This is a genomic window from Candidatus Binatia bacterium (assembly GCA_036563615.1).
Lineage (GTDB): Bacteria > Desulfobacterota > Binatia > UBA12015 > UBA12015 > DATCMB01.
In genome coordinates, this window is record DATCMB010000021.1 from 261,684 (window position 1) to 286,669 (window position 24,986).

Genomic DNA, 24,986 nt, shown 5'->3' on the forward strand with positions numbered 1-24,986 from the left:
CGGCTACGACCTCGCGCTCTTCGCTCCGGCGCGCTTGGCCGCCTCTTCGGCGCGCAGCCGCGCGAGCACGCTGTGGTGCCGCCCGTACAGGAAGTAGATCGCGAGGCCGATCGCGAGCCACACGAAGAGCCGCAGCCAGTTCTCGGCCGGCAGCGAGAACATCAGCATGAGGCAGGTCGCGATGCCGAGCAGCGGCACGACCGGCGAGAACGGCACGCGGAACGGCCGCTCGGCGTCGGGGTACACGCGGCGCATGATGAGCACCGCCGAGCACACGACGACGAACGCGAACAGCGTCCCGATGTTGACCAGGTCGGCGAGGATGCGCAGCGGCAGCAGCGCCGCGGCGATCCCGACCAGGACGCCGGTCAGGATCGTCGACTTCCACGGCGTGCGGAAGCGATCGTGCACGGCGCCGAAGAACTCGCGCGGCACGAGCCCGTCGCGCGCCATCGCGAGCCAGACGCGCGGCTGGCTCAGCATCATGACGAGCAGCACCGAGGTGATGCCGGTCAGCGCGCCGAGCGACACCAGGAAGTGCGCCCACGGCAGCCCGACCTGCGCGAACGCGGTCGACACCGGCGCGTTGATGTCGATCTGGTCGTAGCGAACCATGCCGGTCAGCACCGCGGCGACCGCCACGTAGAGGATCGTGCACACGATCAGCGACGCGATGATGCCGAACGGCACGTCGCGCTGCGGGACGCGCGATTCCTCGGCGTGCGTCGAGATCGAGTCGAAGCCGATGTAGGCGAAGAAGATGATCGCCGCGCCGGCGAGCATGCCAAGCGGCTCGCCGCCCGGCCCTTCCTGACCGTAGATCGTGCCGCCGAAGAAGCTGAGCCCGCCGTAGCCGTACGGCGCGAACGGCACCCAGTTTTCCGGATTGACGTACATCGCGCCGACGCCGATCACGAACAGCACCACCAGCACCTTCGCGATCACCATCGCGGTGTTGAAGCGCGCGCTCTCACGGATGCCGAGCACGAGCACGACGGTGATCACCGTGGTGATGAAGATCGCCGGCAGGTCGAGGATCGCGCCGGTCGCGACGAAGCGTCCCGCCTCGGGATCGTAGTCGAATGGTGAGTTCCCCAAGGCTTCGGGCCATTGGATGCCCAAGATGCCGATGAAGTCCTGGAAGTAGTGCGACCAGCCGTGCGCCACGGTGGCGGACGCGACGGCGTACTCGAGGATCAGGTCCCAGCCGATGATCCACGCGCCGAGCTCGCCGATGGTCGCGTAGGCGTAGGTGTAGGCGGAGCCTGCGACCGGGGCCATCGAGGCGAACTCGGAGTAGCAGAGCGCCGCGAAGATGCAGGCCAGGCCCGCGACGGCGAACGACAGCGTGATCGCCGGACCGGCCTTGTCGTGCGCCGCGACGCCGGTCAAGACGAAGATCCCCGTACCGATGATCGCGCCGATGCCGAGGCTCGTGAGCTGCCACGGCCCGAGCACACGTCGCAGCCGATTGTCGTCCTTCATCTCCTCGAGCAGGAGCGACAGCGGCTTGCGGGCGAAAAGCGGATTGGACGACAACGTGGTTCTCCTTTTGGCTTGGCCGTGCAACTTGTTCTACGAAGGCCCCGCGTTCAAGCCGACGCAGCCCTGAGCATCGCCGCGAGGCTCCGCTCGACGTCGTCCGCGGTGGTCGCCCACGACGACACGCTGATGCGGATCGCCGTCTGCCCCTGCCAGGACGTGAGGCCGCACCAGCAGGTGCCGTCGCGCTCGAGGCGCTCGGCCACGCGGCGCGTGCGCTCCGCGTCGCCGAACGACACCACGACCTGGTTCAGCACGACGTCGTTCAGGACGGCGTGGCCCGCGGCGCGCAGGCCGTCCGCGAAGCGCGCCGCGTGACGGCAGCAGCGCTCGACGAGATCCGCGACCCCGCTGCGCCCGAGTGACCGCAGCGCCGCCCAGACCTCGACGGCGCGCGCCCGGCGCGACGCCTCGGGCGTGAAGTCGCCGGGATCGCGCGCCGCGCCGCGCGGGAAGTACGGCGCCGCGACCGACATCGCGCCGCGCAGCAGGCTCGGGTCGCGCACGAAGGCGAGCCCGCTGTCGTAGGGGACGTTGAGCCACTTGTGCCCGTCGGTCGCCCAGGAGTCCGCCTCGGCGAAGCCCGCGACCAGGTGCGCCCGCGACGGCGCCACGGCGGCCCAGAGCCCGAACGCGCCGTCGACGTGCACCCACGCGCCGGCGGCATGCGCGGCGGGAATGATCTCGTGCGCGGGATCGAATGCGCCGCTGTTCACGTTGCCCGCCTGCAGACAGACGATGGTCGGCGTGTCGTCGAGCGCCGGCAGCGCGTCGGGGCGCATCCGGCCCTGACGGTCGACCGGTACGACCTCCGCCGTGGCGCGGCCGAGCCCGAGGAGACCGAGCGCCTTGCGCACGGTCGGGTGCGCCTCCGCGCCGAGCACGACGCGCAGCCGCGGCGCGCCGACGAGCCCCTGCTCGTCGACGTCCCAGCCGGCGCGCAGCAGCACGGCGCGCCGGGCGGCCGCGAGCCCGGTGAGGTTCGCCATCGTCGCGCCGGTGACGAACGCGCCGCCCGTGCCCGGCGGCAGGGCGAGCAGCTCGACGAGCCAGCCGAGCGCGACCTCCTCGATCGCCGCGACGGCGGGTGACGTGGTCGCGGAGAAGGCGTTCTGGTCCCACGCGGTCGCGAGCCAGCTCGCGGCGACGGTCGCCGGCAGCGCGCCGCCGGTGACGAAGCCGAAGTAGCGTCGCCCCGCGCTCGCCACCGTCGCGGACGAGGCGACGTCGTCGAGCAGCGCCAGCACGTCGGCGTCGGAAGACGGGGCGTCGGGCAGCGGTCCGCCGAGCGCTGCGAGCCGCGCGCGCCCCTCCGGCGTCGGGAACACCGCGCGCTCGTCGAGCCGTTCGAGGTAGCGGATCGCGCGCTGCGCCGCTTCGGAGAGAAGCGTCTTCATCCGCTTGCGGCTAGCATCCCGCCCGCCCGGGCGCGCGCCGCAGGATCCGCGGACGAAAGCCTGGCGCGGGCGCGCGCCGCGGCGTCCGCGGAAGTGACGAGAGGCGCGGCCGCGCGCGGGTCGATCAGCGGTAGTGGCAGTAGGCGCACGAGCTCGCGTCGCCCGCGCCCATGAACGGCGGGTCGTTCGAGCGGTCGTCGTCCTGGTAGAGCGCGACCCGCTCCTCGACGTTCTCGAGCCGCTCGCGCACCGCGGCGACGAACTCCGGCCGCCAGCCGCTGCTCTCGCCGACCGACAGCGCGGTCGCGTACGACGAGCGCGCCTGCTCGGTGCGTCCGCCCTTCGCGTAGATGTCGCCGAACAGCGTGAACGTGCCCTCGATGTTGTGCGGCGCCATGCCGTCGTTGAAGCAGATCTCGCCCTGCGTGCCGCAGAGCTGCGCGACCTCGTTGAAGGTCACGTCGAGCAGATGCAGCACGCGCTGGTAGAGCGGGTCGCTCGGCGGCACCGCCGGCGCGACCGCGAACAGGTCGAAGGCGTTGAACAGCGTGTTGATCTCGGCCGCGTACTCGAGCTCCTCGATGGCGCGCTCGATCGTGGCCGGGTCGTCGAAGCCCACACCCTTCGCGTACGTCGCGGCGGCCGCGAAGCCGGGCACGCGCGAATCGCCGACGCCGTCCTTCCACAGGAGCGGCACGGCGCGGTCGAACGCCTCGCGCGACGCGAGCACCTCGCGCTTGGCGTGCGGGCTCGGCGCGAGCGGATCGGCGACCAGCTGCCCGTAGCGATAGAGGTGCATCATCCCGAGCAGGAAGTACGAGCGCGCCGCACGCCGGTCGCCCGCGACCGCGCGCCGCAACAGACGCAGCGCCTCGTCGCCGCGGTCGGCGTCGCCCCAGAGCGTGTCCCAGAACGCCGCCTCGCCCGCCGCCGCGTCGCGCGACGGCTTGCGCGAGATCACCGCGCCGGCGCCGTTCGCGACGAACTCGTGCATGCGGACGAGGTAGCGCGCGTCGCCGACGGTGAGCCAGAGCTGCACGAAGCCGACCGGACCGACGACCGGCTCGTAGCCCGGCCCGGACGCGAGCACGTCGATCCCGCGCCGCGTGTAGACGACGCGGCGCACGCCGCCCGCGCTCCCGCTCGGATCGCGGTAGACGTAGCCGTCCGACACGCGCGACCAGCGCTCGCAGGGCAGCTCGACCGTCGGACCGCCGGTCACGAGGTTGGTCGCCGTCGGGTAGTACGCGATGCGCAGCGTCGCCGACGACGGGCACACGGTCGGATCACGCAGCTCGCGCAGCGCGCGATCCGCGCCGATGCGGATGTGCGCCGAGCCCCGACCCGACGCCGCGTCGTGGCGGAAGACCCCGAGCTTGCCCTCGGTCAGGAGGATCAGCGCCTCGGCGCGCTCGGCGCCGAAGAGCAGCAACGGCGTCAGCACGAGAGACAGCAGCAGAGGAGTCGAAAGCCGGGTCGCGGTCCGCATGAGGGTCACCCCCTATCCGCACGACGCAGGGCGGACAAGTTGCGTCGGTATGCGCTTTTTTCGATATGTGCCGGACGGCCGATGAGACCGTCCCTCGCCCTCGAGCAGCGAATCGAGCGCAGGCTTCTGCGCTTGCGTGCCAACCGGCACTGGTTGCGCGTGAAGTCGCTCTTCCTGCCGAACGTCGTCATCCTGTCGCACAAGCGCAGCGGCTTTCAGTGGTTCCGCCAGATCTGCCACGCCAACATGCGGCGCCACGTCGTCATGCCGCCGGGCGCACGATACCAGCACTTCAACGTCGAGCGCGTCCCGGAAAAGAACAAGCTGAACCACAACGCGATCCTGCTCGTGCGCGACGGGCGTGACGTGATGGTGTCGCTCTACATGGCGTCGACGCGCGACGGCCCGGGCGGCACGCGGCGCTGGGAGGGCGACGGGACGCCGATCAGCTTCCGCGACTTCCTGCGCACCGAGTTCATGGAGCTGCGCAACGCGCGCCGCGAGGTCATCCGGCGCATGAACCCGGTCGACTACTGGGCGAAGTTCAACGCCGACTGGCTCGCGAGCCCGCACATCGTGAGCATCGTGCACTACGAGCGCCTGCTCGAGAACCAGCGCGGCGTGATCTGCGACGTGCTGCGCGCGTTCGGCTACGCGGAGGACGAGATCGATCCGGTCGAGGTGCAGCTCGACTTCGACCGTCACTCGCCGGTGGGCCGCAACATCCCGAGCGGCTACCGTCGCATGACGACCGGCAACTGGCGGCGCATCTTCACGCCCGACGACGAGACCTGGTTCGAGGCGCGCGCCGGCGCGACGCTGCGCGCGCTCGGCTATCCGACGCGCAAGGACGGACCGACGCTCGAGATCGCCGCGAACGCGCAGTTCGCCGGCGCCCGGGGCGTGAGATAGCCGCGCTTCAAGCGCCGCGCTCGTAGGCCGCGGTCACCTCCGCGGCGGGGCCGTCGAGCTTCACGCGGCCCTCGTGCAGCCAGATCGCGCGCTGGCACATCTGGCGAACGGTCTCCATCGAGTGGCTGACCAGCACGAGCAGCGAGGCGCGCTCGACCATGTCCTCGAGGCGGCGCCGCGCCTTCTCCTGGAAGCGCGCGTCGCCCGCGGCGATCACCTCGTCGAGCAGCAGCACGTCGGGCGAGATCGCGGTCGACACCGCGAACGCGAGGCGCACGAACATGCCCGCCGAGTACGTCTTCACCGGCCGGTCGAGCGCGCTGCCGAGCTCCGTGAACTCGGCGATCTCGCGCATGCGCTCGCGGATCTCGGCGCGCGAGAGCCCGAGCAGGAGACCGCGGGTCAAGATGTTGTCCCAGCCCGTCGCCTCCATCTCGAAGCCGGTCGCGAGCTCGAACAGGCAGGCGATGTCGCCGTCGACGACGACGCGTCCGGTGGTCGGCGCGTAGATGCCGCACATGACCTTGAGCAGCGTCGTCTTGCCGGCGCCGTTGAAGCCGATGATGCCGACGCGCTCGCCGCGCTCGATCTTGAGGTTCAGATCGCGCAGCGCGGTCACGGCGCGCGGCTCCTCGTCCGCGGGCCAGACGCCGAACGCGCGGCTGATCCGCTCGCGCAGGCTGCGCGCCTTCTGCGCCGGGAAGGTCAGCGAGACGGAGGTGAGCTCGACCATTCTTCAGAGCCAGAACACGAGACGCGGACGTGCGAGGCGCATCGCGAACACCGCGCAGGCAAGGACGAACGCGAGGCTCAGCGCGCTCGCGACGTAGTGCGACGGCTCGGGGAAGTCGTTGTACAGCAGCGGGACGCGGATGATCATCATCAGGTGGTAGAGCGGGTTCCAGGTGAGGAACCACGCGAGGTCGTGCTTGACCAGCAGCCCCGCCGGGAACATCACCGGCGTCGCGTAGAACAGCGCCTGCACGCCGACCGACTGCAGGTACTGGAAGTCGCGCACCGCGGTGTTGAGCACCGCCGACAGGCAGCACATCGCGAACCCGAACAGCATCCACGCCGCGAGGCCGGGGATCGCGAGCAGCCACATCGGGGTGATGCGTCCGCCGAGCGCGACGATCACCACCGCGACCGCGCACAGCCCGAGCAGCAGCGTGAAGAACGCGGCGAGCGTCATGCGCAGCGGGTAGGTGTAGAACGACACCTTGGCGATCTGCTTGATGTAGCCCTCGGCCGCGAGGAACGCGATCGCGCCGCTGTCGAGGCACGCCGCGAAGAACGCCCACAGCGTCAAGTTGAGAAAGAGGTACGGCAGGAACTCGCGCAGCTCCATGCCGAAGAGCTGCGAGAAGACGATGCCGATCACGATCGACATCAGCAGCGGCGCGAGCACCGCCCACACCATGCCGAGCATCGTCGCGGTGTAGCGGCGCAGGATGTCGAGGCGCGCGAGCTGCCACGCGATGCTGAACGTGTGCAGGTGCGCCTGGCGCGAGCCGAAGCGCGGCCGCGGAGCGCTCGGACGGGCGCCGCCGCCCCCGGCCGGACGCTTGCTCGCGTCGGCGTCCACCGGTTGCGACGCGCCGCTCATCGGAACCACCCCGCGACCTCGGCGCCGTCGCGCCGGCGCCGCGCCTGGATCCAGGCGCGCTGACGGCGCGCGCGCGGCGCAAGCCGCGCGACCTCCCACAGCGCCGGCAGCGAGCTCCACTCCCACGCGAGACAGCCCGCGACCACCGCGGCGTCGCGCGCGAGCCCGCGCACGCCGCAGCGCCGCCACACCGCCGCGTCGACGTTCTTGATCCGCATCAGGAAACGGTTCTTCACCGAATGTCGATTGAGCATCGCCGGAAGCTGCGCGCGCCGCGCCGGCAGGACCCGCCGCACGTGGTAGCCGAGGGCGGAGGGGACGTAAAGGCAGTCCCAGCCGAGAAGCTGCGCGCGCCAGGCGACGTCGGCGTCCTCGCGGTAGGCGAAGAACGCTTCGTCGAAGAACTCGCCCTCGACCGAGACGTCGTCGATCATCGCGCGCCGGTAGAGCGCGGCCGCACCGGTCGCGCCGAAGACGAGCTCCGGCGTGCCGTAGCGTCCGTCGTCGGGCTCCTCGGAGCCGCGGTCGAGGTGGCGGAACGTGCGCCGGAACTCGATGCCGGCCGAGTCGATGCGCGGCGGCGACACGGGACGCCCGTCCTCGTCCATGCGCAGGAGCTTGCCGCACAGCGTGCCGAGCGGCGCCGGCCGCTCCGCGTAGGGCGCGAGCTCCTCGAGAAAGCGCGGATCGAGCACGACGTCGGGGTTGAGCACCAGCACCCAGTCGCCGCGGCTCGCCGCGATCGCCTGGTTCTGTCCCGCGGCGAAGCCGACGTTCGCGCCGTTCTCGATCACGCGCGTGACGACCGCGTGACGCCGCGCGATCGCCACGCTGCCGTCGCGCGAGTCGTTGTCGACCACGATCACCTCGCGCGGCGCGAGCGTCTGCGCGGCCAGCGAGTCGAGGCAGCGGCCGAGGTGGCGTGCGCTGTCGAAGGTGACGATCGTCACCGAGACGTTCGGCGTCACGTCAGCCCGCGGTGCCGTCGCGCGCGCCGTGCGACGGGCGCGCGAGCGTCGCGCGCACCGGCAGCGCCGCGACGCCGGTGAAGCTCGGGCCCGAGCCGGGCGCGACCTGCAGCACCAGCGCGCGGTCCCACCAGTCGAAGCTCTGGTCGACGTGCGCGCGGTCGGTGTGCAGCGCGACGCTCACCGAGTAGCTGCCGGCGCCGACGGCGAGCTCGACGTCGAATGCCGCGACCAGCTCGTCGCCCGCCGCGCAAGGCTCGTGCGCGACGCCGAGGTGGAAGGTATTCGAGCCGAAGACGTCGTTGCCGAGACGGTCGCGGATCAGGAAGCCGACGGTCGGCGACGGCATGGCGCGGTTCGTGCGCAGCCGCACGCGGATCCTCGCCGTCTCGCCGACGGTGAACGAGCGCCGCGGCGCTCCTTGCGTGTCGAGCAGCTCGACCGCGACGATCTCCGCCTCGCGCGTGCCCGAGCGCGTCACGACCTGACCCTGCGCCTCGACCTGCACGATCTCGCGCTCGTGCTCCTTCTGCGCGATCATCGCGTTGTAGTAGTCGAAGACCGCGTCGGGCGGGCCGTCGCGCAAGAGCGTGCCGCGGTCGAGCAGGATCGCGCGCTGGCAGAGCGCCTTCACCGCCGCCGGGTCGTGGGTCACGAAGAGCAGCGTCGTGCCCTGCTCCTGGAACGAGCGGATGCGCGCCATCGACTTGTGCTGGAAGTACGCGTCGCCGACCGACAGCGCCTCGTCGACGATCAGCACGTCGGGGCGCACCGCGGTCGCGATGCTGAACGCGAGGCGCACCTGCATGCCGGTCGAGTACGTGCGCACCGGCTGGTCCATGTGGTCGCCGAGCTCGGAGAACTCCTGCACCCAGGGCAGCACTTCTGCGAGCGTTGCTTCATCGAGTCCGAGGAGCTGGCCCGCGAGCGTCGCGTTCTGCCATCCGGTGAATTCTGGATGGACGCCGAGCCCGAGCTCGAGCAGCGCCGCGACGCGTCCCTCGACCGTGAACGAGCCCTCGCTCGGCAGCGTCGTGCCGGTCAGCACGCGCAGCAGCGTGCTCTTGCCGGCGCCGTTCATGCCGATGATGCCGAGCGACTCGCCGTCGCCGACCTCGAAGCTCACGCCGCGCAGCGCCCACTCCTCCTCGTGACAGACGATGCGGTCGCCGCTCAGCCACTCGACGAGACGCAGCATCGGGTGGCGGTAGCGCTTGTACTTCTTCCCGAGCGAGCGGGCGACGATGCGCGGCATGACGGCCTACAGATGGTCCGCGAGCTCGCCCGAGAGACGGCGGAAGGTCATGCGGCCGAGCAGCAGCGCCGCGACCGCCAGCACGACCTGCGGCACGTACGAGCTCCAGTCGGGCCAGCGGCCGTGCAGCAGGATCTCCTGGTAGCCGACGACGACGTTGGTCATCGGGTTCAAGCGCACGAGCGACTGCGTGCGCTCGCCGAGCACCGACAGCGGGTACACGATCGGCGTGAACCAGAACCAGAGCTGCAGCCCGATCGCGAGCAGGTGGCCGACGTCGCGGAAGAAGACGTTCACGACGCCGAGCGCCGTCCCGAGCCCGAGCGCGAGCGACTGCTGCACGAGCATCAGCGGCACGACGCCGAGCACCGACCAGCCCGGAAAGCGTCCCAGCGCGAGCAGCAGCACGAGCAGGATCGTGAACACGATCGCGAAGTTGACCAGCGCCGAGATGAGGACGATCGTCGGCAGGCTCGCGCGCGGGAAGCTCACCTTCTTGATCAGGTTGCCGTTCTCGAGGAACACCGTCACCGAGCGCGTCAGGATCTCGGTGAACGCGCTCCAGGTGAAGATGCCGGCGCACAGAAAGATGCCGTAGCCGAGCGCGTCGTGCGCACCCGGCACGCGCGTCCGCATCAGGTGGCCGAAGATCACGGTGTAGACGAAGACCAGCGTCAGCGGATGGAGCACGGCCCACGCGCTTCCCAGCACCGACCCGAGGTAGCGCGCCCGGAACTCCCGCCGCGCCATGCCGAGGATGAAGCTGCGATAGCGCCAGAGGTTGCGCAGCATCGTGCTGCGGCGGCGCTACCACTTCACTCCGACACGGGCAACGCGCGCGCGCCGCAAGACGGCCCGCGGGATTGCGCCGCACGGCGCGCGCGGCTACTCGACGCGCCGATGCACCGGGTGGGCAACGCCGAGCGTCGCGCGCTGCGCGACGCTCGCGGATCGGGAGCGGACGCGTGAGCGCCGCCAAGGTCAAGGACATCGCGGTGCCCGCACGGCGGCGGCGTCGGCGCGAGATCGTCGCGTGGACGCTCGCCGGCGCGGCCGTCGTGCTCGCGATCGTCTTCTTCCGCGAGCACCGCTTGAGCGAGCGTCGCCTCGCGGCGAAGGACCAGGAGCTCGAGGGTCTCGCCGCAGCCGACAACGACCGGCGGATCTGCCTGCGCGAGCTCGCCGAGGCGCGTGCGTCCGCGCGCGACAAGGAAGCGGCGCTCGCGCTGGTCGCGACCCCCGGCACGCAGCTCGTCCAGCTCGAGCCGCAAAGCGGTGACGAGCCGTACCGCGCGACCGTGCTGCTCAACCGTGAGCACGCGAGCGCGATCATCCTCGTGCGCGAGCTCGAGCCGCAGGAGGGCAAGAGCTACCAGCTCTGGCTGATCCGCGGCGACGAGAAGATCGCGGCCGGCATCCTGCGCACCGATCCGACCGGCGCGCTGCAGGCGCGCATCAGCCAAGAGGTGCTGCGCGGCGGCCGTCCGGACGCGTTCGCGGTGACGGTCGAGCCCGAAGGCGGCATGCCGCAGCCCACGGGGCCGACGATCCTGCTCGGCAAGGTGCCCGCGGCCTGATGCTCCGTCTACGCCTGCGCTCGGCGCGCTCGGCGCGAGCGTCGGGCGTACGGGCTCGCGTCAGTCAGGCGTACTGACGCATCAGCGCGACGCGGAACGGGTTGCTCGTCGCCTCCGCCTCGGCGCGCAGCGCCGCGCGGTCGAGCGGCACGCGTCGCAGGTCGACGCTCACCGTGCCGCCGTCCGCCGCGACGATCGCGTACTCGGCGTGCAGCAGCACCTCCGGCGTCCGCCCGCCGACGTACTGCTTGAACGGCATCCCGACGCTACCGGGATTCACGAGCAGCGCGCCGCGGTGCTGACGGAGCATCTGCAGGTGCGTGTGACCACCGGCGAGCACCGTCGCCGAGATGCCGCGCAGCGCCTCGTCGAGCACCTCGGGCGCGGTGGTCGCGAGCAGATCTTCCGTGTGCGAGCGCGGCGAGCCGTGGAACAGGAAGAGCGTTCCGGCGCCGTCGAGCGGCAGCTCCGCGGTCGGGACGAACGTGCGCAGGAACGCGAAGTCCTCGGGCGTGAGCTGCTCGCGGCACCACTCGACCGCCTCGATCACGATCTCGGCCTCGGTGTAGCCGGCGATCAGGCGCCGATCGAGGAGGAACGCGTCGTGGTTGCCGACGATGCAGAGGCAGCCGAGCTCGCGCAGCAGCGCGATCACCTCGTTCGGACGCGGTCCGAGGGTCGCGACGTCGCCCAGGCAGACGACGCGATCGACGCCGGCGCGCCGGGCGTCGGCGAGGACCGCGCGCAGCGCGACCTCGTTTCCGTGCAGGTCCGAGATGAGAGCGATTCGCATGCGTGCGGTCCCGTCGGCGGTGCGGCGCGGATCATTGACCGGCGGCCCAGCTCCGGCAAGCACCAGTTCGCGCCGACCCTCGAGAAAGACCGCCCTGACGCCGCCCGCCACCTCCATCGTGGCGCAGGTCGAGCGGCGCACCAAGCAGGGCGCTCGAGACGCTCACGGCGCTCCCGGGGTCGCGCCGGGCGGCGGCACGGCGCCGGTCGCCTCCTCCCAGGCGCGGCGCACGACGAAGCCGCGGTCGAGGCGGACGATCAGCGGGACGACGTAGGGCTCGAGGCCCGCGTCCCTGGTCAGCCGGGTGCGCTCGAGCGTCTCGTCGAGCGTCCAGCCGTTGTCGCGCGCCGTGACCGCGGCCTGCCAGAGCTCGGCGAGGAAGTCGCGGAAGCGCTCGATTCCGGCGCGGTCGGTGAGCGGCCCGTGGCCCGGGATGACGCGCTCGAAGGGCAGCGCCAGGACCGCGTCCAGCGTCGCCGGCCAGCGCTCGACCGTGCCGCCGGCCTCGAGGTCGATGTTCGGGTAGCGGCCCACGGAGAGCAGGTCGCCCATGTGCACGACGCCGTCCTCGACGAACAGCGCGACCAGGTCGCCGTCGGTGTGTCCCGGCCCCGGGTGCACGAGGCGCACCGTCTTGCGGCCGAAGCGCAGCACGTGCTCGTCGTGGAAGGTCTCGCCGGGGACGAAGCTCTCGCGTCCTTCCCAAAACTCACTGTCGCGCTCGAGCAGGTGACGTCGCGTGCGCTCGGTCGCGACGATGCGCACGTGCTCCGCGAAGCCCGGGTTCCCGTGCGTGTGATCGAAGTGGTAGTGCGTGTTGACGATCGCGACGACGGGCTCGCCGGTGAGCTCCTCCGCGAGAGCGCGGACGCGCTCGCCCTGCAGCGGGAAGGTCATGGTGTCGACGATCACCGTGCCCTCGCCGGTGCGCAGCACGCCGACGTTGCCGCCGAGTCCGAAGATCACGTGCACGTCGTCGGTGATGCGCTCGTGCGTGAGGTGCGTGATCTGCCGGTAGAGAACGACGCCGCCCGCCACGGCAACGACCACGACGGCGAGCGCGATCCAGGCGAGCGCGCGGCGCATGCCGGCAGCAAGAGCACGGGCACGGGGGTCGCGGCAAGATTTGCCGCGCGCGCACCGTTGGGTGGCGCCCACGGCCCCGCGGGGCGCGCTCGCCGTTCAGCTGGCGCGCCCGGACCCTGCGGCGCGCGGACCACTCAGCGGCGCTCGAACAGCTCGACCGGGTTGCCCGACGGATCCTCGATCACGACCTGCGCCCCGCCCGGACCGCTGACGATCTCGCTCGTCCGGAACGGCACCCCGGCCGCGCGCAGCCGCGCGACCTCCGCCTCGAGGTCGTCGACCTCGAGCAGGATCCGGTTGAAGCCGCCCGGCACCTGGCGGCGGCCGTCGGGGAGCGGACGCTTCCCCGAGCTGCCCTCCCCGCTCAGCAGCAGCCGCACGCCGTCGCGCGACAGCGCGGCGAAGGCCGGCGGCGCGGCGAGCTCCAGCGTGAAGCCCAGGTGGGTCGTGTAGAACGCGACCGCCGCGGGCACGTCGTCGATCATGTAGCGCACGCTCACCCCGGGCATGCTGCGCCCTCCTTTCCTGCCGTCCGCGGGCGGCTCGTCACGCGGCGGCGCTCGCGCGGCCGAGCGCGCGCCGGCCGAGCGCCAGGCCGATCAGCGCCAGCACCGCCCCGACGATGGCGCCGCCCTTGCCGGACCCGGTGCCGAGCCCGCCGTTCGCGGCGACCAGGTGCACGGCCGCGAGCACGATCGCAACGACGCCCAGCACCAGCGCGACGATCGCCCGGTCGCGCCCGCTGCTCCCCTCGCTGCGAGGCGCAGAGCGCCCGAGCGCCAGCCAGCCGGCGACGACGCTCGACAGCGCCACGAGCGCCGCCATGCTGCCGCCGACCCGGCCGGGCACCGTGCCGATCACGCCCTGCGCGGCCGCCGCCGCGCTGAGCGCGCCCTCCACGGGCACGGCGGCCACGGCGGCGAGCACGGCGGTCGCAGCAGAAACCAGCGTCCGGCTTCGGGAAGCCGTTCGTTCATCGGATACTCGAGGCTGCATGAGCGTCCTCCCACGTCACATCGGACCCACGTGGTCCGTCAGCCGGATGACGAAGGGGACGACGCGAACGTGACCGGGGCCCCGAGCGGGATTCGCAGATGCACGACCAGGACGCGCTGACCGAGCGCTTCGAGGAAAGCCGGCCGCACCTGCGCGCGGTCGCCTACCGCCTGCTCGGCTCGCTGAGCGAGGCCGAGGACGCCGTGCAGGAGGCCTGGCTGCGCCTGAACCGCGCCGACACGGCGAGCGTCGACAACTTGGGCGGCTGGCTCACGACGGTGGTGTCGCGCGTCTGCCTCGACATGCTGCGCGCGCGCAAGTCGCGCCGCGAGCACGCGGAGGACGCGATGGACGTGACGGACGCGATCGCGGCGCGGACGACGGAGCCCGCCGTCCTCGCAGCGCACGGCAACGATCCCGAGAGCGAGGCGGCGCTCGCCGACTCGGTCGGCACGGCGCTGCTCGTCGTGCTCGACACGCTGACGCCGGCCGAGCGCCTCGCCTTCGTCCTGCACGACCTCTTCGGCGTGCCGTTCGAGGAGATCGCGCCCATCGTCAAGCGCACGCCGGAGGCCGCGCGTCAGCTCGCGAGCCGCGCGCGGCGTCGGGTGCGCGGCACGCCGCGCGACGCGATCCTCGACGCGTCACGCGAGCGTCAGCGCGCGGTGCTCGAGGCCTTCGTGCGCGCGACGCGCGCGGGCGATCTCGAGGCGCTGCTCGCGGTGCTCGAGCCCGACGCCGTCATCCACATCGAGGCCGCGGCGCGCATCGACGCGCCGCCGGACGAGGTCGGAAAGCCGCGCGAGGTGCGCGGCGCCACGGCGTGGGCCCCGCGGTTCCTCGAGATGACGCGTCGGCTGCACGGCGTGCAGCTCGTGCTGCTCGACGGCACGCCGGGCCTCATGGTCGCGCCGCTCGGCAAGCTGTCGCGGGTGCTGCGCTTCACGTTCGCGGAGGACAAGGTCGCGCGGGTCGAGGTGATCGCCGATCCCGCGCGCCTGCGCGCGCTCGAGATCGCGTTGCCGTAGCACCCTTGTCGACGCGAGCTGCGCGCGTCGAGTGTCGCCGCGGCGAGCTTGCGTCGCGCCCACGCGCGTGCGCTGACTCGTTCAAACCCACAGCCACACGAGGGCGAAGACACCGAGGAGGCAGTACGTGTTCGTCGTCACCAACCGCATCCCCGTCAACAAGGCCTACGAGGCCGAGTTCGAGGATCGCTTCAAGAACCGCGCGCACCTGATCGACCAGGCGCCGGGCTTCATCAAGAACCTGGTGCTGCGGCCGGTGAACCGCCGCTTCAACCACCAGACGGGCGAGATCGAGGAGCGCGACGAGCAGGGCTACTACCTGGTGCAGACCTACTGGGAGTCCGAGAAGGCGTTCTGGGACTGGACCAACAGCGAGGCGTTCCGCATCGCGCACGGCAACCGTCCGCCGGCCGAGATGTTCGCCGGACCGAACGTGCTCGAGATCCACGAGGTCATCCAGACGACGGAGCCCGCCGCAGCGAAGCGCTGACGCGCGCCGCGCCGCGAGCTTCGAGCCCGACCACGGCGAGGCTCGCGGCGCGCTTCACGACTCGCAGCCGAGGCGCGTCCGGACGCGAGCCCGGACGCGCCTTGCACGAGCGACGAACACGAGCGGCGAAACGGCACCGCCGCTCGAACGCGATCTGGACCTTCCGGCACCCGCGGCAACCGACTACGGTGCGCCGCATGCCGGAGAACGAGTCGTCCAGCGTCCCCACCGCTTTCCCCGTCACCGAGCGCACGCGCGTGCGCCGGGTGCCGCAGCGCGCGAGCCACGAGCGCGCGGTCGTCGAGGCGGTGCTCGACGCGGCTCCCGTGTGCCACCTGGGCTTCGTCGAGGACGGACGTCCGTTCGTCATCCCGACGCTGCACGCGCGCGTCGGCGACACGGTGCTGCTGCACGGCTCGACCAAGAGCCGGATGATGTGCGCGCTCGCCGACGGCGCCGAGGTATGCTTGACGGCGACTTCGATCGACGGGCTCGTGCTCGCGCGCTCGGCCTTCCACCACTCCGTCAACTATCGCTCGGTGATGGTGTTCGGGCGCGCGCATCCGGTGCTCGACGACGAGCGCAAGCTCGAAGCGCTGCGCGCCTTCACCGAGCGCTTCCACCCGGGTCGCTGGGACGAGGTGCGACCGCCGAACGACGCCGAGCTCAAGGCGACGCTGGTCCTCGCGCTGCCGCTCGAGGAAGCGGTCGCGAAGGTGCGCACCGGCGGCCCGATCGACGACGCGGAGGACATGGGCTTGCCGGTGTGGGCGGGCGTCGTGCCGCTCGCGCTGGTCGCGGGCGAGCCGATCGCCGACCCTGCGCTGGCGCCGGGGCTCGAGCTGCGCCAGACGTCGTACCGCACGGGCGCCAAGTGGGAGCCCGCGCCGGTGCGCTGACGCCGACCCGACATCGCCACGCCGGCGCGACGAGCTCACGCGCGCGCGACGAGATGCTGCAAACCAGCGCGGCGGCGCGCCGCTACAGATAGCGCCACCGCCCCGCTAGCCTGACCGCCATGTCGGAAGCGATCTACATCCCGCAGGACGGACTCTTCGTCGCCACCACGCTCGCGCGCGGCCCCTGGAGCCCCGACGCGCAGCACGGCGGCCCGCCCTCGGCGCTGCTCGCGCGCGCCATCGAGCGCTTCGAGGACGGCGAGCGCATGCAGGTCGCGCGCTTGACCATCGAGCTCCTGCGTCCGGTGCCGATCGCTCCGCTCGCGGTGCGGACCGCCTTCGAGCGTCCGGGCAAGAAGGTGCAGCTCGTGCGCGCGTCGCTCTTCGCCGGCGACACCGAGGTCGCGCGCGCGACCGGACTCCGGATGCGCCGCGCCGAGCTGCCGGTGCCGCAGGACGTGCCTGCGCCGCAGCCACCGCCCGGCCCCGACAGCGGGCACACGACGCTGCCGCCGTGGGCGGAGCAGGTGCAGTACGACGCGTTCCATAGCCGCGCGGTCGAGCACCGCTTCGTCGCCGGCTCCTTCCTCGAGCCCGGGCCCGCGACCGACTGGATCCGGCTGCGCGTGCCGCTGGTCGCGGGCGAGGAGACGTCGCCGCTCTGCCGCGTCGCCGCTGCCGCGGATTTCGGCAACGGCGTGAGCTGGGTGCTGAACCGCAACGACGGCTGGGCGTTCATCAACCCCGACCTGACGATTCACCTGCACCGCTACCCGGTGGGCGAGTGGGTGTGCATCGACTCGGTGACGCTCGTCGGCCCGCAGGGCGCCGGCATCGCCGAGAGCCGCCTGTTCGACGAGCGCGGCGCGCTCGGCAGATCGGTGCAGAGCCTGCTGCTCGAACGTCACGCCTGAGCGCGCAACCCCGTACCTTCGACGCGAGCGCCCGAGTAGCCTGGGGCATGCTCACGAGACAGCTTGGCAGCAAGGGCCCCCGAGTGTCGGCGATCGGCCTCGGGTGCATGGGGATGTCGGACTTCTACGGTCCGCGCGACGAGAACGAGGCGATCGCGACGATCCAGCGCGCGCTCGACCTCGGCTGCACGTTCCTCGACACCGCGGACATCTACGGACCCTTCACCAACGAGGAGCTGGTCGGACGCGCGATCGCAGGAAGGCGCGACCAGGTCTTCCTCGCCACCAAGTTCGGCATCGTGCGCGATCCGAACGACAAGACGGTGCGCGGCGTCGACGGCAGCCCCGCGTACGTCAAGCGCGCCTGCGAGGCGAGCCTGAAGCGGCTCGAGGTCGACGTCATCGACCTCTACTACCAGCACCGCGTCGACCCGAAGGTGCCAATCGAAGAAACTGTCGGCGCGATGGCGGAGCTCGTCAAGGAGGGCAAGGTGCGCTACCTCGGGCTCTCCGAGGCGAGCGTCGAGACCTTGCGGCGCGCGAATCGCGTGCACCAGATCACGGCGCTGCAGTCGGAGTACTCGCTGTGGAGCCGCGATCCGGAGGACGGCGTGCTCGACACCTGCCGCGAGCTCGGCATCGGCTTCGTCGCCTATAGCCCGCTCGGACGCGGCTTCTTGACCGGCGAGATCAAGAGCGAGGGCGACTTCGCGCCCGACGACTACCGTCGCATGTCGCCGCGCTTCCAGGGCGAGAACTTCCGCAGGAACCTGCAGCTCGTCGACCGCATCCGCGAGATGGCGCAGGAGAAGGGCTGCACGCCGGCGCAGCTCGCGCTCGCCTGGGTGCTCGCGCAGGGCGAGGACATCGTGCCGATCCCGGGCACCAAGCGCCGCAAGTACCTCGAGCAGAACCTCGCGGCGCTCGACGTCGAGCTCACCGAGGACGATCTCGCGCGCATCGACGAGATCGCGCCGTACGGGGTGGCCGCGGGACCGCGCTATCCCGAGACGATGATGCAGTTCGTGAACCGCTGAGCGCCCGGCGCCGGCGGGACGCGTGGTTCCCTGCGTCCCGCCGGCGCCGAGCGGCGTGCGCGGTCAGCAGCGCGAGCGCTCGGGTGGCGAGCGCTCGCCCTCAATCACAAACGCGCAGCGAAGCGCGGCGTCGCGACGCCGTCAAGCAGCCGACTGCGACGTCGCGCCGGGCTGCGCGCCCTCGTCGCGCGCCATCATGCTGGCGACGAGCTGCACGATCTCCGGCGTCGCCTTGCGCACGCTGCCCGCGTCGAACGGCGGCTGCGGGTCGTACTCGATGCCGAGCTGGATCGCCTTCGCGACCTCGTCGCCGGCGATGCGCGCAGCGAGCGTCAGCGCCATGTCGATGCCCGCCGACACGCCCGCCGCGGTGACGATCTTGCCGCGCACGACGACGCGCTCCTCGACCGGATTCGCGCCGAGCGCCGCGAGCTCGTGCATCGCGCCCCAGTGCGTCACCGCGTCGACGCCCTTCAGCACGCCCGCCGCGGCGAGCACGAGCGAGCCCGTGCACACCGACGTCGTCCACTGCGTGGTCGCGTGGATCTGGCGCACCCAGTCGAGCAGCGCTGCGTCGGTGGTCATGGCGCGCGTGCCGGGTCCGCCGGGGACGACCAGCACGTCGGCCGCCTGCAGGTCGGCGAAGCTCGCGTCGGCCGTCAGGCCGAGCGCCTTCAGGTCGGTGCGGAAGACGCGCTTCTCGCAGCCGACGAAAACGGTCTCCGCGCCGGGCAGGCGCGACAGCACCTCGTACGGTCCGACGGCGTCGAGCGCCGTGAAGCGATCGAACAGCGCAATCGCGATCTTCATGCTCGTCTCCTTTCGGGCAGCGGCGCCACGAAGTGACGCCGGTAGGCGCCGGGGCTCACCCGCAGCGCGCGCTGGAATACGCGGTACATGGTCGCGGCGCTGCCGAAGCCCGCCGCCGCCGCGACCTCGTCGAGGCTCATCTCCGAGCTCTCGAGCATGCGGCGCGCCGCATCGAGGCGGCTGCGCTCGACGTACGCGGCGGGGGTCATGCCGAGCTCGCGTCGGAAGACGCGCGCGAAGTGGCGCGGGCTCATCCCGCAGCGCTCGGCGAGCGCCGGCACCGACAGATCGGCGCTCGGGTGGTCGGCGATGAAGCTCTGGAGATCGCGCAGCGGACGGCGCTCCGCCGCCTGCGCCGCGAGCTGCACGCTGAACTGCGACTGCCCGCCCGCGCGCTGCAGGAACAGCACGAGCCAGCGCGCGATCTCGCGCGCGACGCGCGGCCCGTGGTCGTCGGTGACCAGCGCGAGCGACAGATCGATGCCGGCCGCGACGCCGGCCGAGGTCCAGACGTTGCCGTCGCGGATGAAGATCGGATCCGCGTCGACGGTGACGCGCGGGTAGCGCTCGGCGAGGTTCTCGGCCGCGGCCCAGTGCGTCGTCGCGCGGCGGCCGTCGAGCAATCCCGCCTCCGCGAGCAGGAACGCCCCGCTGCACACCGACGCGACGCGCCGGCAGGTCCGCGCGCGCCGCTTCACCCACGCCACGAGCTCGCGGTCGTGCGCCGCCTCGTAGACGCCGACGCCGCCCGCGACGATCAGCGTGTCGATCGGGCCGCGCACCTCGCTCAGCACCGCGCGCGGCAGGATCGGAATGCCCGACGACGTGCGCAGCGGCCCGCGCGCTCGCGCGACGAGCTCGACCTGGTAGCGGCCCGGCTGCAGGCGCTCGGCGGTGCCGAAGACCTCGGCCGGCCCGACGACGTCGAGCATCTGCACGTCGGGAAACGCGACGATCACCACCTTGCGCGGCGAGCTCGGCATGGGCGCCAGCATGGCGCCGAACCGGGCTTGTCCGCAATGACGAAGTCATTGCATTTTCTGCCAACGTGGGGCCTCGCTGGGTCGGGCGCGCGCGGCAGTCTGCGCTCGACCGTCGCGGACGAGCGCGCTAGCCATGCGGCTTCGTCGACGGAGGAAGGCATGCGGAAGGCACCACGACTTCGGGCATCGGCATCGGCCGTCGCTCTGGCCCTCGCGGCGACGCTGCTCGCGGCGTGCTCCGACGCGCCGAGCGCGAGCCGGACGAGCTCCGAGGACGTCTGCGGCAGCGCGCCCGTCCTCGGCTACGGCTTCGACGTCTACGGCGGCTGGAAGGGCGTGCAGGTGCCGGCGACCGGGCGCTTCCAGATCGCCGAGATCGACGGCGTCTGGTGGCTCGTCACGCCGGAAGGCCACGGGATGTTCTCGAACGGCGTCACGGGCATCGACCCCGAGGGCGACACCACGCGCGAGGGCCGAAACCCCTACGAGGAGAACATCCTCGCGCGCCACGGCAGCGTCGAGGCGTGGGCCGCGTCCACGCTCGAGCGCCTGTGCGACCTCGGCGTCGCGACGCTCGCCGGCTGGACCAACTCCGCGATCCACCTCTTCACCGGCAAGCGCGCCTACCCGGTGTCGGTTTCGTTCTACGACACGGCGCCCGGCGTGCCGGGCTGGCCCGTGGGCTACACCGGACGCCGCCTGCGCGACGTCTTCGACCCGACTTGGCCCGAGGAGGCGCTGCGCTTCGCGCGCGAGAGCTCGTCGCTCCAGACCTGCGCGTCCGACCCGTGGTGCTACGGCGTGTTCGTCGACAACGAGCTGCCGTGGGGCGCGTCGACGCTGTCGGTCGGGACGCACCTCGATGCATACTTGACGCTGCCCGCGGGCGCGCCCGGCAAGGTCGCGGTGCAGCGCTTCTTCGAGGAGCGCTACGCGGGCGACGTCGCGGCGTTCAACGCGGCGTGGGACCTCGACCTCGCGTCGTTCGACGACATCCAGCAGCTCACGCGCATCACCGACTGCGAGCTCGTCGATCCGCTGGTCGACGACGACTGCCTGAAGCGCGAGCCTGCGCAGATCCGGCAGGACCGCATGGCGTTCGAGGCGCGCGTCGCCGGGCGCTACGGCGAGGTCGTGTCGGCAGCCCTCCACGAAGGGACGCCCGGCGTGCTGAACCTCGGCGTGCGGCTGTTCTCGATCTACACGCACCCCGACCTCGTGCGCGCGCTCGCGCCGCACGTCGACGTGATGTCGCTCAACGACTACGACTACGGCACCGTCGAGCGTCCGATCCTGCGCACGATCTCGGGCTGCGACGAGTTCGGCTACCTCTTCGCCACCGACGCGTTCACCGACCTCGCGACGCTGCACGAGCTCAGCGGCAAGCCGCTGATGGTCGGCGAGTGGTTCTACCGCGTCCGGCGCACCGACATCACCGGCCCCGCGCTGCCGCCGCTCTTCCCGGAGGTCGAGACGCACGAGGAGCAGGCGGTCGCCTACCGCGCCTACGCGCAGCGGATGATCGACCTGCCGTTCGTCGTCGGCCACCACTGGTTCCAGTGGCAGGACCAGCCGCGCGAGGGTCGGCGCGACGGCGAGGCGCAGTGGATCGGCGTGGTCGACATCGAGGACGACCTGCGCGAGCACCTCGCCCAAGCGATGCGCGAGGTGAACGCGACGCTGATCGAGAGCCGCGTCGCGCTGCGCGATCCGCAGGTACGCTGAACGCGGAGCACGCCGCCGGCCTCCGCGCTCGGAGGTCTCGACACCGAATCTCACCGGGATAGGATCGACTCGTGAGGCGGCGCTTCGTCGCATGGCTCCGCCGACCGAGCGTGCTGGTGCTGCTCGGCGTGCTGGTGCTGGCGATCGCTCTGCGGATCGCCCTGCCCTCGATCGTGCGCAGCGTGGCGGTCGACCAAGCCGACCAGGCGCTGGTCGGACGCATCACGCTCGAGGACGTCGACTTCGCGCTGCTGCGCGGCGGCGTCGCGCTGCACGGCGTCACGGTGTACGCCGACGAGCTCGCGCCGCAGGCGGAAGTCGGTGCGGATGCGACCGACGTGCGAGATGCGGCCGCGGCGCCGGCGACGTCGGAGCCGGTCGCGAACATCGGACGCCTGTGGGTGCGCATCGGCTGGCTGCCGCTGCTGCGCAAGACGATCGACGTCGCCGAGGTCGAGCTCGACGACTTCACGGTGCGCCTCGACCGCGCGCGCGACGGCGCGCTCGTCCTGCCTCGTCCGGTGCCGAGCGACGAGCCCGAGGCCGAGGAGCCCCCGCCCGCCGAGGAAGGGTCAGGCTGGGGCTTGCGGATCTCGCAGGTGCGGCTGCGCAACGGCCGCCTCGGCTTCCGCGACTTCGCCGCCGATCCCGAGCCCGAGCCGTTCGAGCTCGCGATCGACGACGTCACGGCGGGCAATCTGGTCTTGACGGTGGCCGGCGAAGGCCACGAGCCGGGTCACCTGACGCTCGAGGCGCGCATCGGCGAGGGCAGCCTCGCGCTCGACTCGCGCGTCGCGATGCGCGACGCCGGGCCGCACGTCGAGTCGACGATCACGCTGCGCGACCTGCCGGTCGATGGCACGCAGGTCTACCTGAAGGACCTCGGCTGGAGCGACATCAGCGGGCGCCTCGACGCGGAGCTGCAGCACGTCTTCGATGCCGAAGGACCGCACACCGCGAGCGGCACGGTTGCGCTGCGCGACCTCGAGATCGACGTGCCCGAGAACGACGGGCCGGCGCTCGCGTGGTCGCGGCTCGACGTCACGCTCGGCGAGGTCGACGTCGTCGGGCAGAAGGCCGAGGTGTCGCGCGTCGCGCTCGATGGCCTGCGTCTGCCGCTGCGTCCGAACGAGCCCGAGCGCGCGGTGCCGCTGCTGCACGCGCTGCTCGCGAAGGATGCGTCGGGGCAGGAGGCGACGGCTTCGACCGCACAAGATGATGCCACCCCCGCGCCGGGCGATGCGCCGGCCGCGCGCGAAGACGCGCCGGCCGCGGCGGAGGAGGTCGTGCCTGCTGACGCCGGGTCGGCGAACGGTGCGTCGACGGACGACGCCGTCGCGGACGCGGCAGACGCGAACGCCGCATCGTCAAGCAACGGGGCACCGAGCGACGCAGCAGCCGACGGCGCCGCGCCACCGGAACCCGCCGCCAACGAGCCAGCACTGCGCGATGCAGCTTCCGAAACCCCTGCCGCGGAACGACCGGCGTCGGGTGAAGCTCCAGCCGATGACGCCTCCTGGACCTGGCGCGTCGCCGAGGTCGAGCTGCGCGACGCGACCATCGAGCTGGTGCGCGGCGAAGCAACCGTCCCGCTCGCGCTCGAAGCGACGCTGCAAGAGCTTTCGAGCGACGCGAGCGCGCGCAGCGAGGTGAGCGTCAAGGTCGCGCCGCCCGCCGGCACGATCGAGGTCGCGGGCGGCGTCGTGCAGCAGCCGCTCGCCTTCGACGGCACGGTGCGCGTCGCGCAGCTCGCGCTGCCCGAGCTGCTCGCCGCGATCGAGCAGCCGGTCCTGGCGCTGCTGCGCAGCGGCGTGCTCGACGCCGACCTGACGGTCGCGCTCGGACCGCCGTCGGGCGCCGGCGACCAGGCGGCGCGCGTCTCGGGCAAGGTCGCGCTCGCCAACCTCGAGGTCGCAGACCCGCAGTCGGCCGGCGACGCGTTCGGCGTCGCGTGGAAGAACGTCACGCTCGAGATCAGCGAGGGCGTCGTCCCCGCCGCGCTCGGCGGCGAGAGCAACGAGCCGATCCGTGCGACGCTCGCGAGCCTCGAGGTCGTCGAGCCCGCCGTGCGGGTGACGCGCACCGAGCGCGGCATCGTGCTGCCGGCGGCGCTCGGCGGCAGCGACGCTGCGTCGTCTGCGCCGGAGGGCGATGCGGCCGGCTCGAGCGAGGCGAAGCAGCCACCGGAGCCAGCGGCAGCGCGCGCGGCGGAAGCGCGTGACGCCGCCGCGAGCGAGCCTCCGGCGCCGGTCGACCTGCGCATCGCGCGCGCGACCATCGCGCGCGGGCGCATCAACGTCGAGGATCGCGCGGTGCGGCCGCCCTTCCGGAACGAGATCCTGCCGCTCGACGTCCGTGCGACCGGCGTGCGCTGGCCCGGCCCCGTGATCGAGGATCTGAAGCTCGACGCGAAGACCAAGCAAGGCGCGAAGCTGAACCTGACCGGCTCCGTGCGCGGCAACGCGACCAACCTGACGGCGAAGCTCGACGACCTGCCGCTCGAGCCGCTCAACCCCTACGCCTCCGGCACCGGCTACGGCCTCGGCGGCGGCACCGTCTCGCTCGAGTCGAAGGTGAAGATGACGGGCGACGCCTTCGACGCCTCGAACCGCCTCGTGCTCTCGCAGCTCACGATCACCGGCGAGCAGGGCGAGGCGCTCTTCCAGCAGCAGTTCGGCATCCCGCTGTCGCTCGCGCTCGCGCTGCTCACCGACCTCGATGGAAAGATTTCGCTCGATATCCCGGTCGCCGGCGACCGCAGCGGCGCGAGCGTCGCGCTGGGCTCGATCATCGGCCAGGCGCTCACTAAGGCGATCCTCGGCGCCGTCACCTCGCCGCTCAAGCTGGTGATGGCGATCGGCACGGCCGGTGGAAAGGTCGAGAACGCGACGCCGCAGGCGATCGCGTTTCGTCCGGGTCGCGCCGAGCTCACCGAGAACGGCGAGGAGCTGGTCGAGAGGCTCGCAGAGCTCCTCGAGCGCTCGCCCGCGCTGCGCATCGAGCTGCGCGGCCGTGCCGGCGCCGAGGACGAGCGCTGGCTGCGCGAGCAGGCGCTGCGCGAGGAGATCGAGCAGAGCTCGGGCTTCTGGGGCACGATCGCGAACGTCGGCGAGCTCGACCAGCGCGAGGCGGTGCTGCCGGTGCTGCAGAAGCGCGCCAACGACGAGCCCGCGGACGTTCCCGAGGAGGCGCGCGAGTGGTTCGAGGAGCGCCTCGCGGAGCAGGACGTCCCTCCTTCGCGCATCCCCGAGCTCGCCGCCGAGCGCGCGCGGGCGGTGCAGGCGGCGCTCGTCGAGAAGCACGGCATCGCCACGGAGCGCGTCGCGCTGGCGGAGGTCGATGCGTCGCCGAGCGGCCAGCAGGCGCCGGAGGTGGCGCTCGAGCTCGGCGCCGGACCGGCGGCGTCGGCGAGCCTCGCGTCGAGCACGACCGCCGCGCCCGCGCCGTAGCGCGACGCCGCGTGCCGCATCTGCGTCACT

23 protein-coding genes are annotated in these 24,986 nt (G+C 72.2%); 9 read left to right on the forward strand and 14 right to left on the reverse strand.

Annotation, left to right across the window (positions count from 1 at the left end):
* Positions 1–3: 3 nt before the first annotated feature.
* The 3 genes from VIS07_18150 to VIS07_18160 all read right to left on the reverse strand — a co-directional run bounded on the left by VIS07_18150 (position 4) and on the right by VIS07_18160 (position 4,428).
* Positions 4–1,485, reverse strand: coding sequence for an amino acid permease (locus VIS07_18150; GenBank protein HEY8517438.1), 1,482 nt, complete (start codon positions 1,483–1,485; stop codon positions 4–6).
* A gap of 107 nt (positions 1,486–1,592) precedes the next feature.
* Positions 1,593–2,939 (reverse strand): aminotransferase class V-fold PLP-dependent enzyme, encoded by a 1,347-nt coding sequence (locus tag VIS07_18155; GenBank protein HEY8517439.1) that lies wholly within the window; start codon positions 2,937–2,939, stop codon positions 1,593–1,595.
* A 124-nt stretch (positions 2,940–3,063) separates the two neighbouring features.
* A complete protein-coding gene (locus VIS07_18160; GenBank protein HEY8517440.1) occupies positions 3,064–4,428 on the reverse strand; it encodes a hypothetical protein in 1,365 nt (454 codons plus the stop codon).
* A gap of 81 nt (positions 4,429–4,509) precedes the next feature.
* Here VIS07_18160 and VIS07_18165 point away from each other — a divergent pair, with 81 nt between their 5' ends.
* Complete coding sequence (locus VIS07_18165) at positions 4,510–5,340, forward strand: sulfotransferase domain-containing protein (GenBank protein ID HEY8517441.1); 831 nt, start codon at positions 4,510–4,512, stop codon at positions 5,338–5,340.
* 7 nt (positions 5,341–5,347) lie between these two features.
* Here VIS07_18165 and VIS07_18170 read toward each other — a convergent pair whose 3' ends face one another.
* The 5 genes from VIS07_18170 to VIS07_18190 are packed head-to-tail and all read right to left on the reverse strand — an operon-like array spanning position 5,348 to position 9,961.
* Positions 5,348–6,073 carry an ABC transporter ATP-binding protein gene (locus tag VIS07_18170; protein ID HEY8517442.1) on the reverse strand — a complete coding sequence of 242 codons (726 nt, stop codon included), beginning with the start codon at positions 6,071–6,073 and terminating at the stop codon, positions 5,348–5,350.
* A 3-nt stretch (positions 6,074–6,076) separates the two neighbouring features.
* Entirely contained in the window at positions 6,077–6,946 is an 870-nt protein-coding gene (locus VIS07_18175; GenBank protein HEY8517443.1) for an ABC transporter permease, read from the reverse strand.
* Positions 6,943–7,914 (reverse strand): glycosyltransferase family 2 protein, encoded by a 972-nt coding sequence (locus VIS07_18180; GenBank protein ID HEY8517444.1) that lies wholly within the window; start codon positions 7,912–7,914, stop codon positions 6,943–6,945. Before VIS07_18180 ends, VIS07_18175 begins: the two co-directional genes overlap by 4 nt.
* Position 7,915: 1 nt before the next feature.
* Entirely contained in the window at positions 7,916–9,169 is a 1,254-nt protein-coding gene (locus VIS07_18185) for an ABC transporter ATP-binding protein (protein HEY8517445.1), read from the reverse strand.
* Between the two features lie 6 nt (positions 9,170–9,175).
* On the reverse strand, positions 9,176–9,961 hold the full coding sequence (locus tag VIS07_18190) for an ABC transporter permease (GenBank protein HEY8517446.1): 786 nt from the start codon (positions 9,959–9,961) through the stop codon (positions 9,176–9,178).
* Positions 9,962–10,032: 71 nt separating this feature from the next.
* On the opposite strand from VIS07_18190, the gene VIS07_18195 reads away from it, so the two are divergent.
* Positions 10,033–10,746 (forward strand): anti-sigma factor, encoded by a 714-nt coding sequence (locus VIS07_18195; GenBank protein ID HEY8517447.1) that lies wholly within the window; start codon positions 10,033–10,035, stop codon positions 10,744–10,746.
* Between the two features lie 64 nt (positions 10,747–10,810).
* Here the strand turns inward: VIS07_18195 and VIS07_18200 are convergent, their stop codons facing one another.
* From VIS07_18200 to VIS07_18215, 4 genes are all read right to left on the reverse strand, one after another.
* Positions 10,811–11,539: a metallophosphoesterase family protein gene (locus VIS07_18200; GenBank protein ID HEY8517448.1), complete on the reverse strand. Its 729-nt coding sequence runs from the start codon at positions 11,537–11,539 to the stop codon at positions 10,811–10,813.
* A 162-nt stretch (positions 11,540–11,701) separates the two neighbouring features.
* Positions 11,702–12,625 (reverse strand): MBL fold metallo-hydrolase, encoded by a 924-nt coding sequence (locus tag VIS07_18205; protein ID HEY8517449.1) that lies wholly within the window; start codon positions 12,623–12,625, stop codon positions 11,702–11,704.
* A gap of 134 nt (positions 12,626–12,759) precedes the next feature.
* Complete coding sequence (locus VIS07_18210) at positions 12,760–13,134, reverse strand: VOC family protein (GenBank protein HEY8517450.1); 375 nt, start codon at positions 13,132–13,134, stop codon at positions 12,760–12,762.
* A 37-nt stretch (positions 13,135–13,171) separates the two neighbouring features.
* The gene (locus VIS07_18215) at positions 13,172–13,552 is read right to left on the reverse strand and encodes a DUF6223 family protein (protein ID HEY8517451.1); all 381 of its coding nucleotides are present in this window, start codon (positions 13,550–13,552) and stop codon (positions 13,172–13,174) included.
* A gap of 167 nt (positions 13,553–13,719) precedes the next feature.
* Between VIS07_18215 and VIS07_18220 the strand changes: the two genes are divergently transcribed.
* The 5 genes from VIS07_18220 (at position 13,720) to VIS07_18240 (ending at position 17,989) form a co-directional block, all read left to right on the forward strand.
* Entirely contained in the window at positions 13,720–14,649 is a 930-nt protein-coding gene (locus VIS07_18220) for a sigma-70 family RNA polymerase sigma factor (GenBank protein ID HEY8517452.1), read from the forward strand.
* A 127-nt stretch (positions 14,650–14,776) separates the two neighbouring features.
* The gene (locus VIS07_18225) at positions 14,777–15,139 is read left to right on the forward strand and encodes an antibiotic biosynthesis monooxygenase (protein ID HEY8517453.1); all 363 of its coding nucleotides are present in this window, start codon (positions 14,777–14,779) and stop codon (positions 15,137–15,139) included.
* 197 nt (positions 15,140–15,336) lie between these two features.
* The gene (locus VIS07_18230) at positions 15,337–16,038 is read left to right on the forward strand and encodes a pyridoxamine 5'-phosphate oxidase family protein (protein HEY8517454.1); all 702 of its coding nucleotides are present in this window, start codon (positions 15,337–15,339) and stop codon (positions 16,036–16,038) included.
* Between the two features lie 119 nt (positions 16,039–16,157).
* A complete protein-coding gene (locus VIS07_18235; GenBank protein HEY8517455.1) occupies positions 16,158–16,952 on the forward strand; it encodes a thioesterase family protein in 795 nt (264 codons plus the stop codon).
* Positions 16,953–16,999: 47 nt separating this feature from the next.
* Positions 17,000–17,989: an aldo/keto reductase gene (locus tag VIS07_18240; GenBank protein ID HEY8517456.1), complete on the forward strand. Its 990-nt coding sequence runs from the start codon at positions 17,000–17,002 to the stop codon at positions 17,987–17,989.
* 141 nt (positions 17,990–18,130) lie between these two features.
* Here VIS07_18240 and VIS07_18245 read toward each other — a convergent pair whose 3' ends face one another.
* Positions 18,131–18,799, reverse strand: coding sequence for a DJ-1/PfpI family protein (locus VIS07_18245; protein HEY8517457.1), 669 nt, complete (start codon positions 18,797–18,799; stop codon positions 18,131–18,133).
* Positions 18,796–19,794, reverse strand: coding sequence for a GlxA family transcriptional regulator (locus VIS07_18250; protein ID HEY8517458.1), 999 nt, complete (start codon positions 19,792–19,794; stop codon positions 18,796–18,798). The genes VIS07_18245 and VIS07_18250 overlap by 4 nt, the downstream gene beginning before the upstream one ends.
* 147 nt (positions 19,795–19,941) lie before the next feature.
* On the opposite strand from VIS07_18250, the gene VIS07_18255 reads away from it, so the two are divergent.
* Together VIS07_18255 and VIS07_18260 are read left to right on the forward strand one after the other, a co-directional pair.
* Positions 19,942–21,507 carry a hypothetical protein gene (locus tag VIS07_18255; GenBank protein ID HEY8517459.1) on the forward strand — a complete coding sequence of 522 codons (1,566 nt, stop codon included), beginning with the start codon at positions 19,942–19,944 and terminating at the stop codon, positions 21,505–21,507.
* A gap of 71 nt (positions 21,508–21,578) precedes the next feature.
* Positions 21,579–24,956 carry a DUF748 domain-containing protein gene (locus tag VIS07_18260; protein HEY8517460.1) on the forward strand — a complete coding sequence of 1,126 codons (3,378 nt, stop codon included), beginning with the start codon at positions 21,579–21,581 and terminating at the stop codon, positions 24,954–24,956.
* Positions 24,957–24,986: the final 30 nt, after the last annotated feature.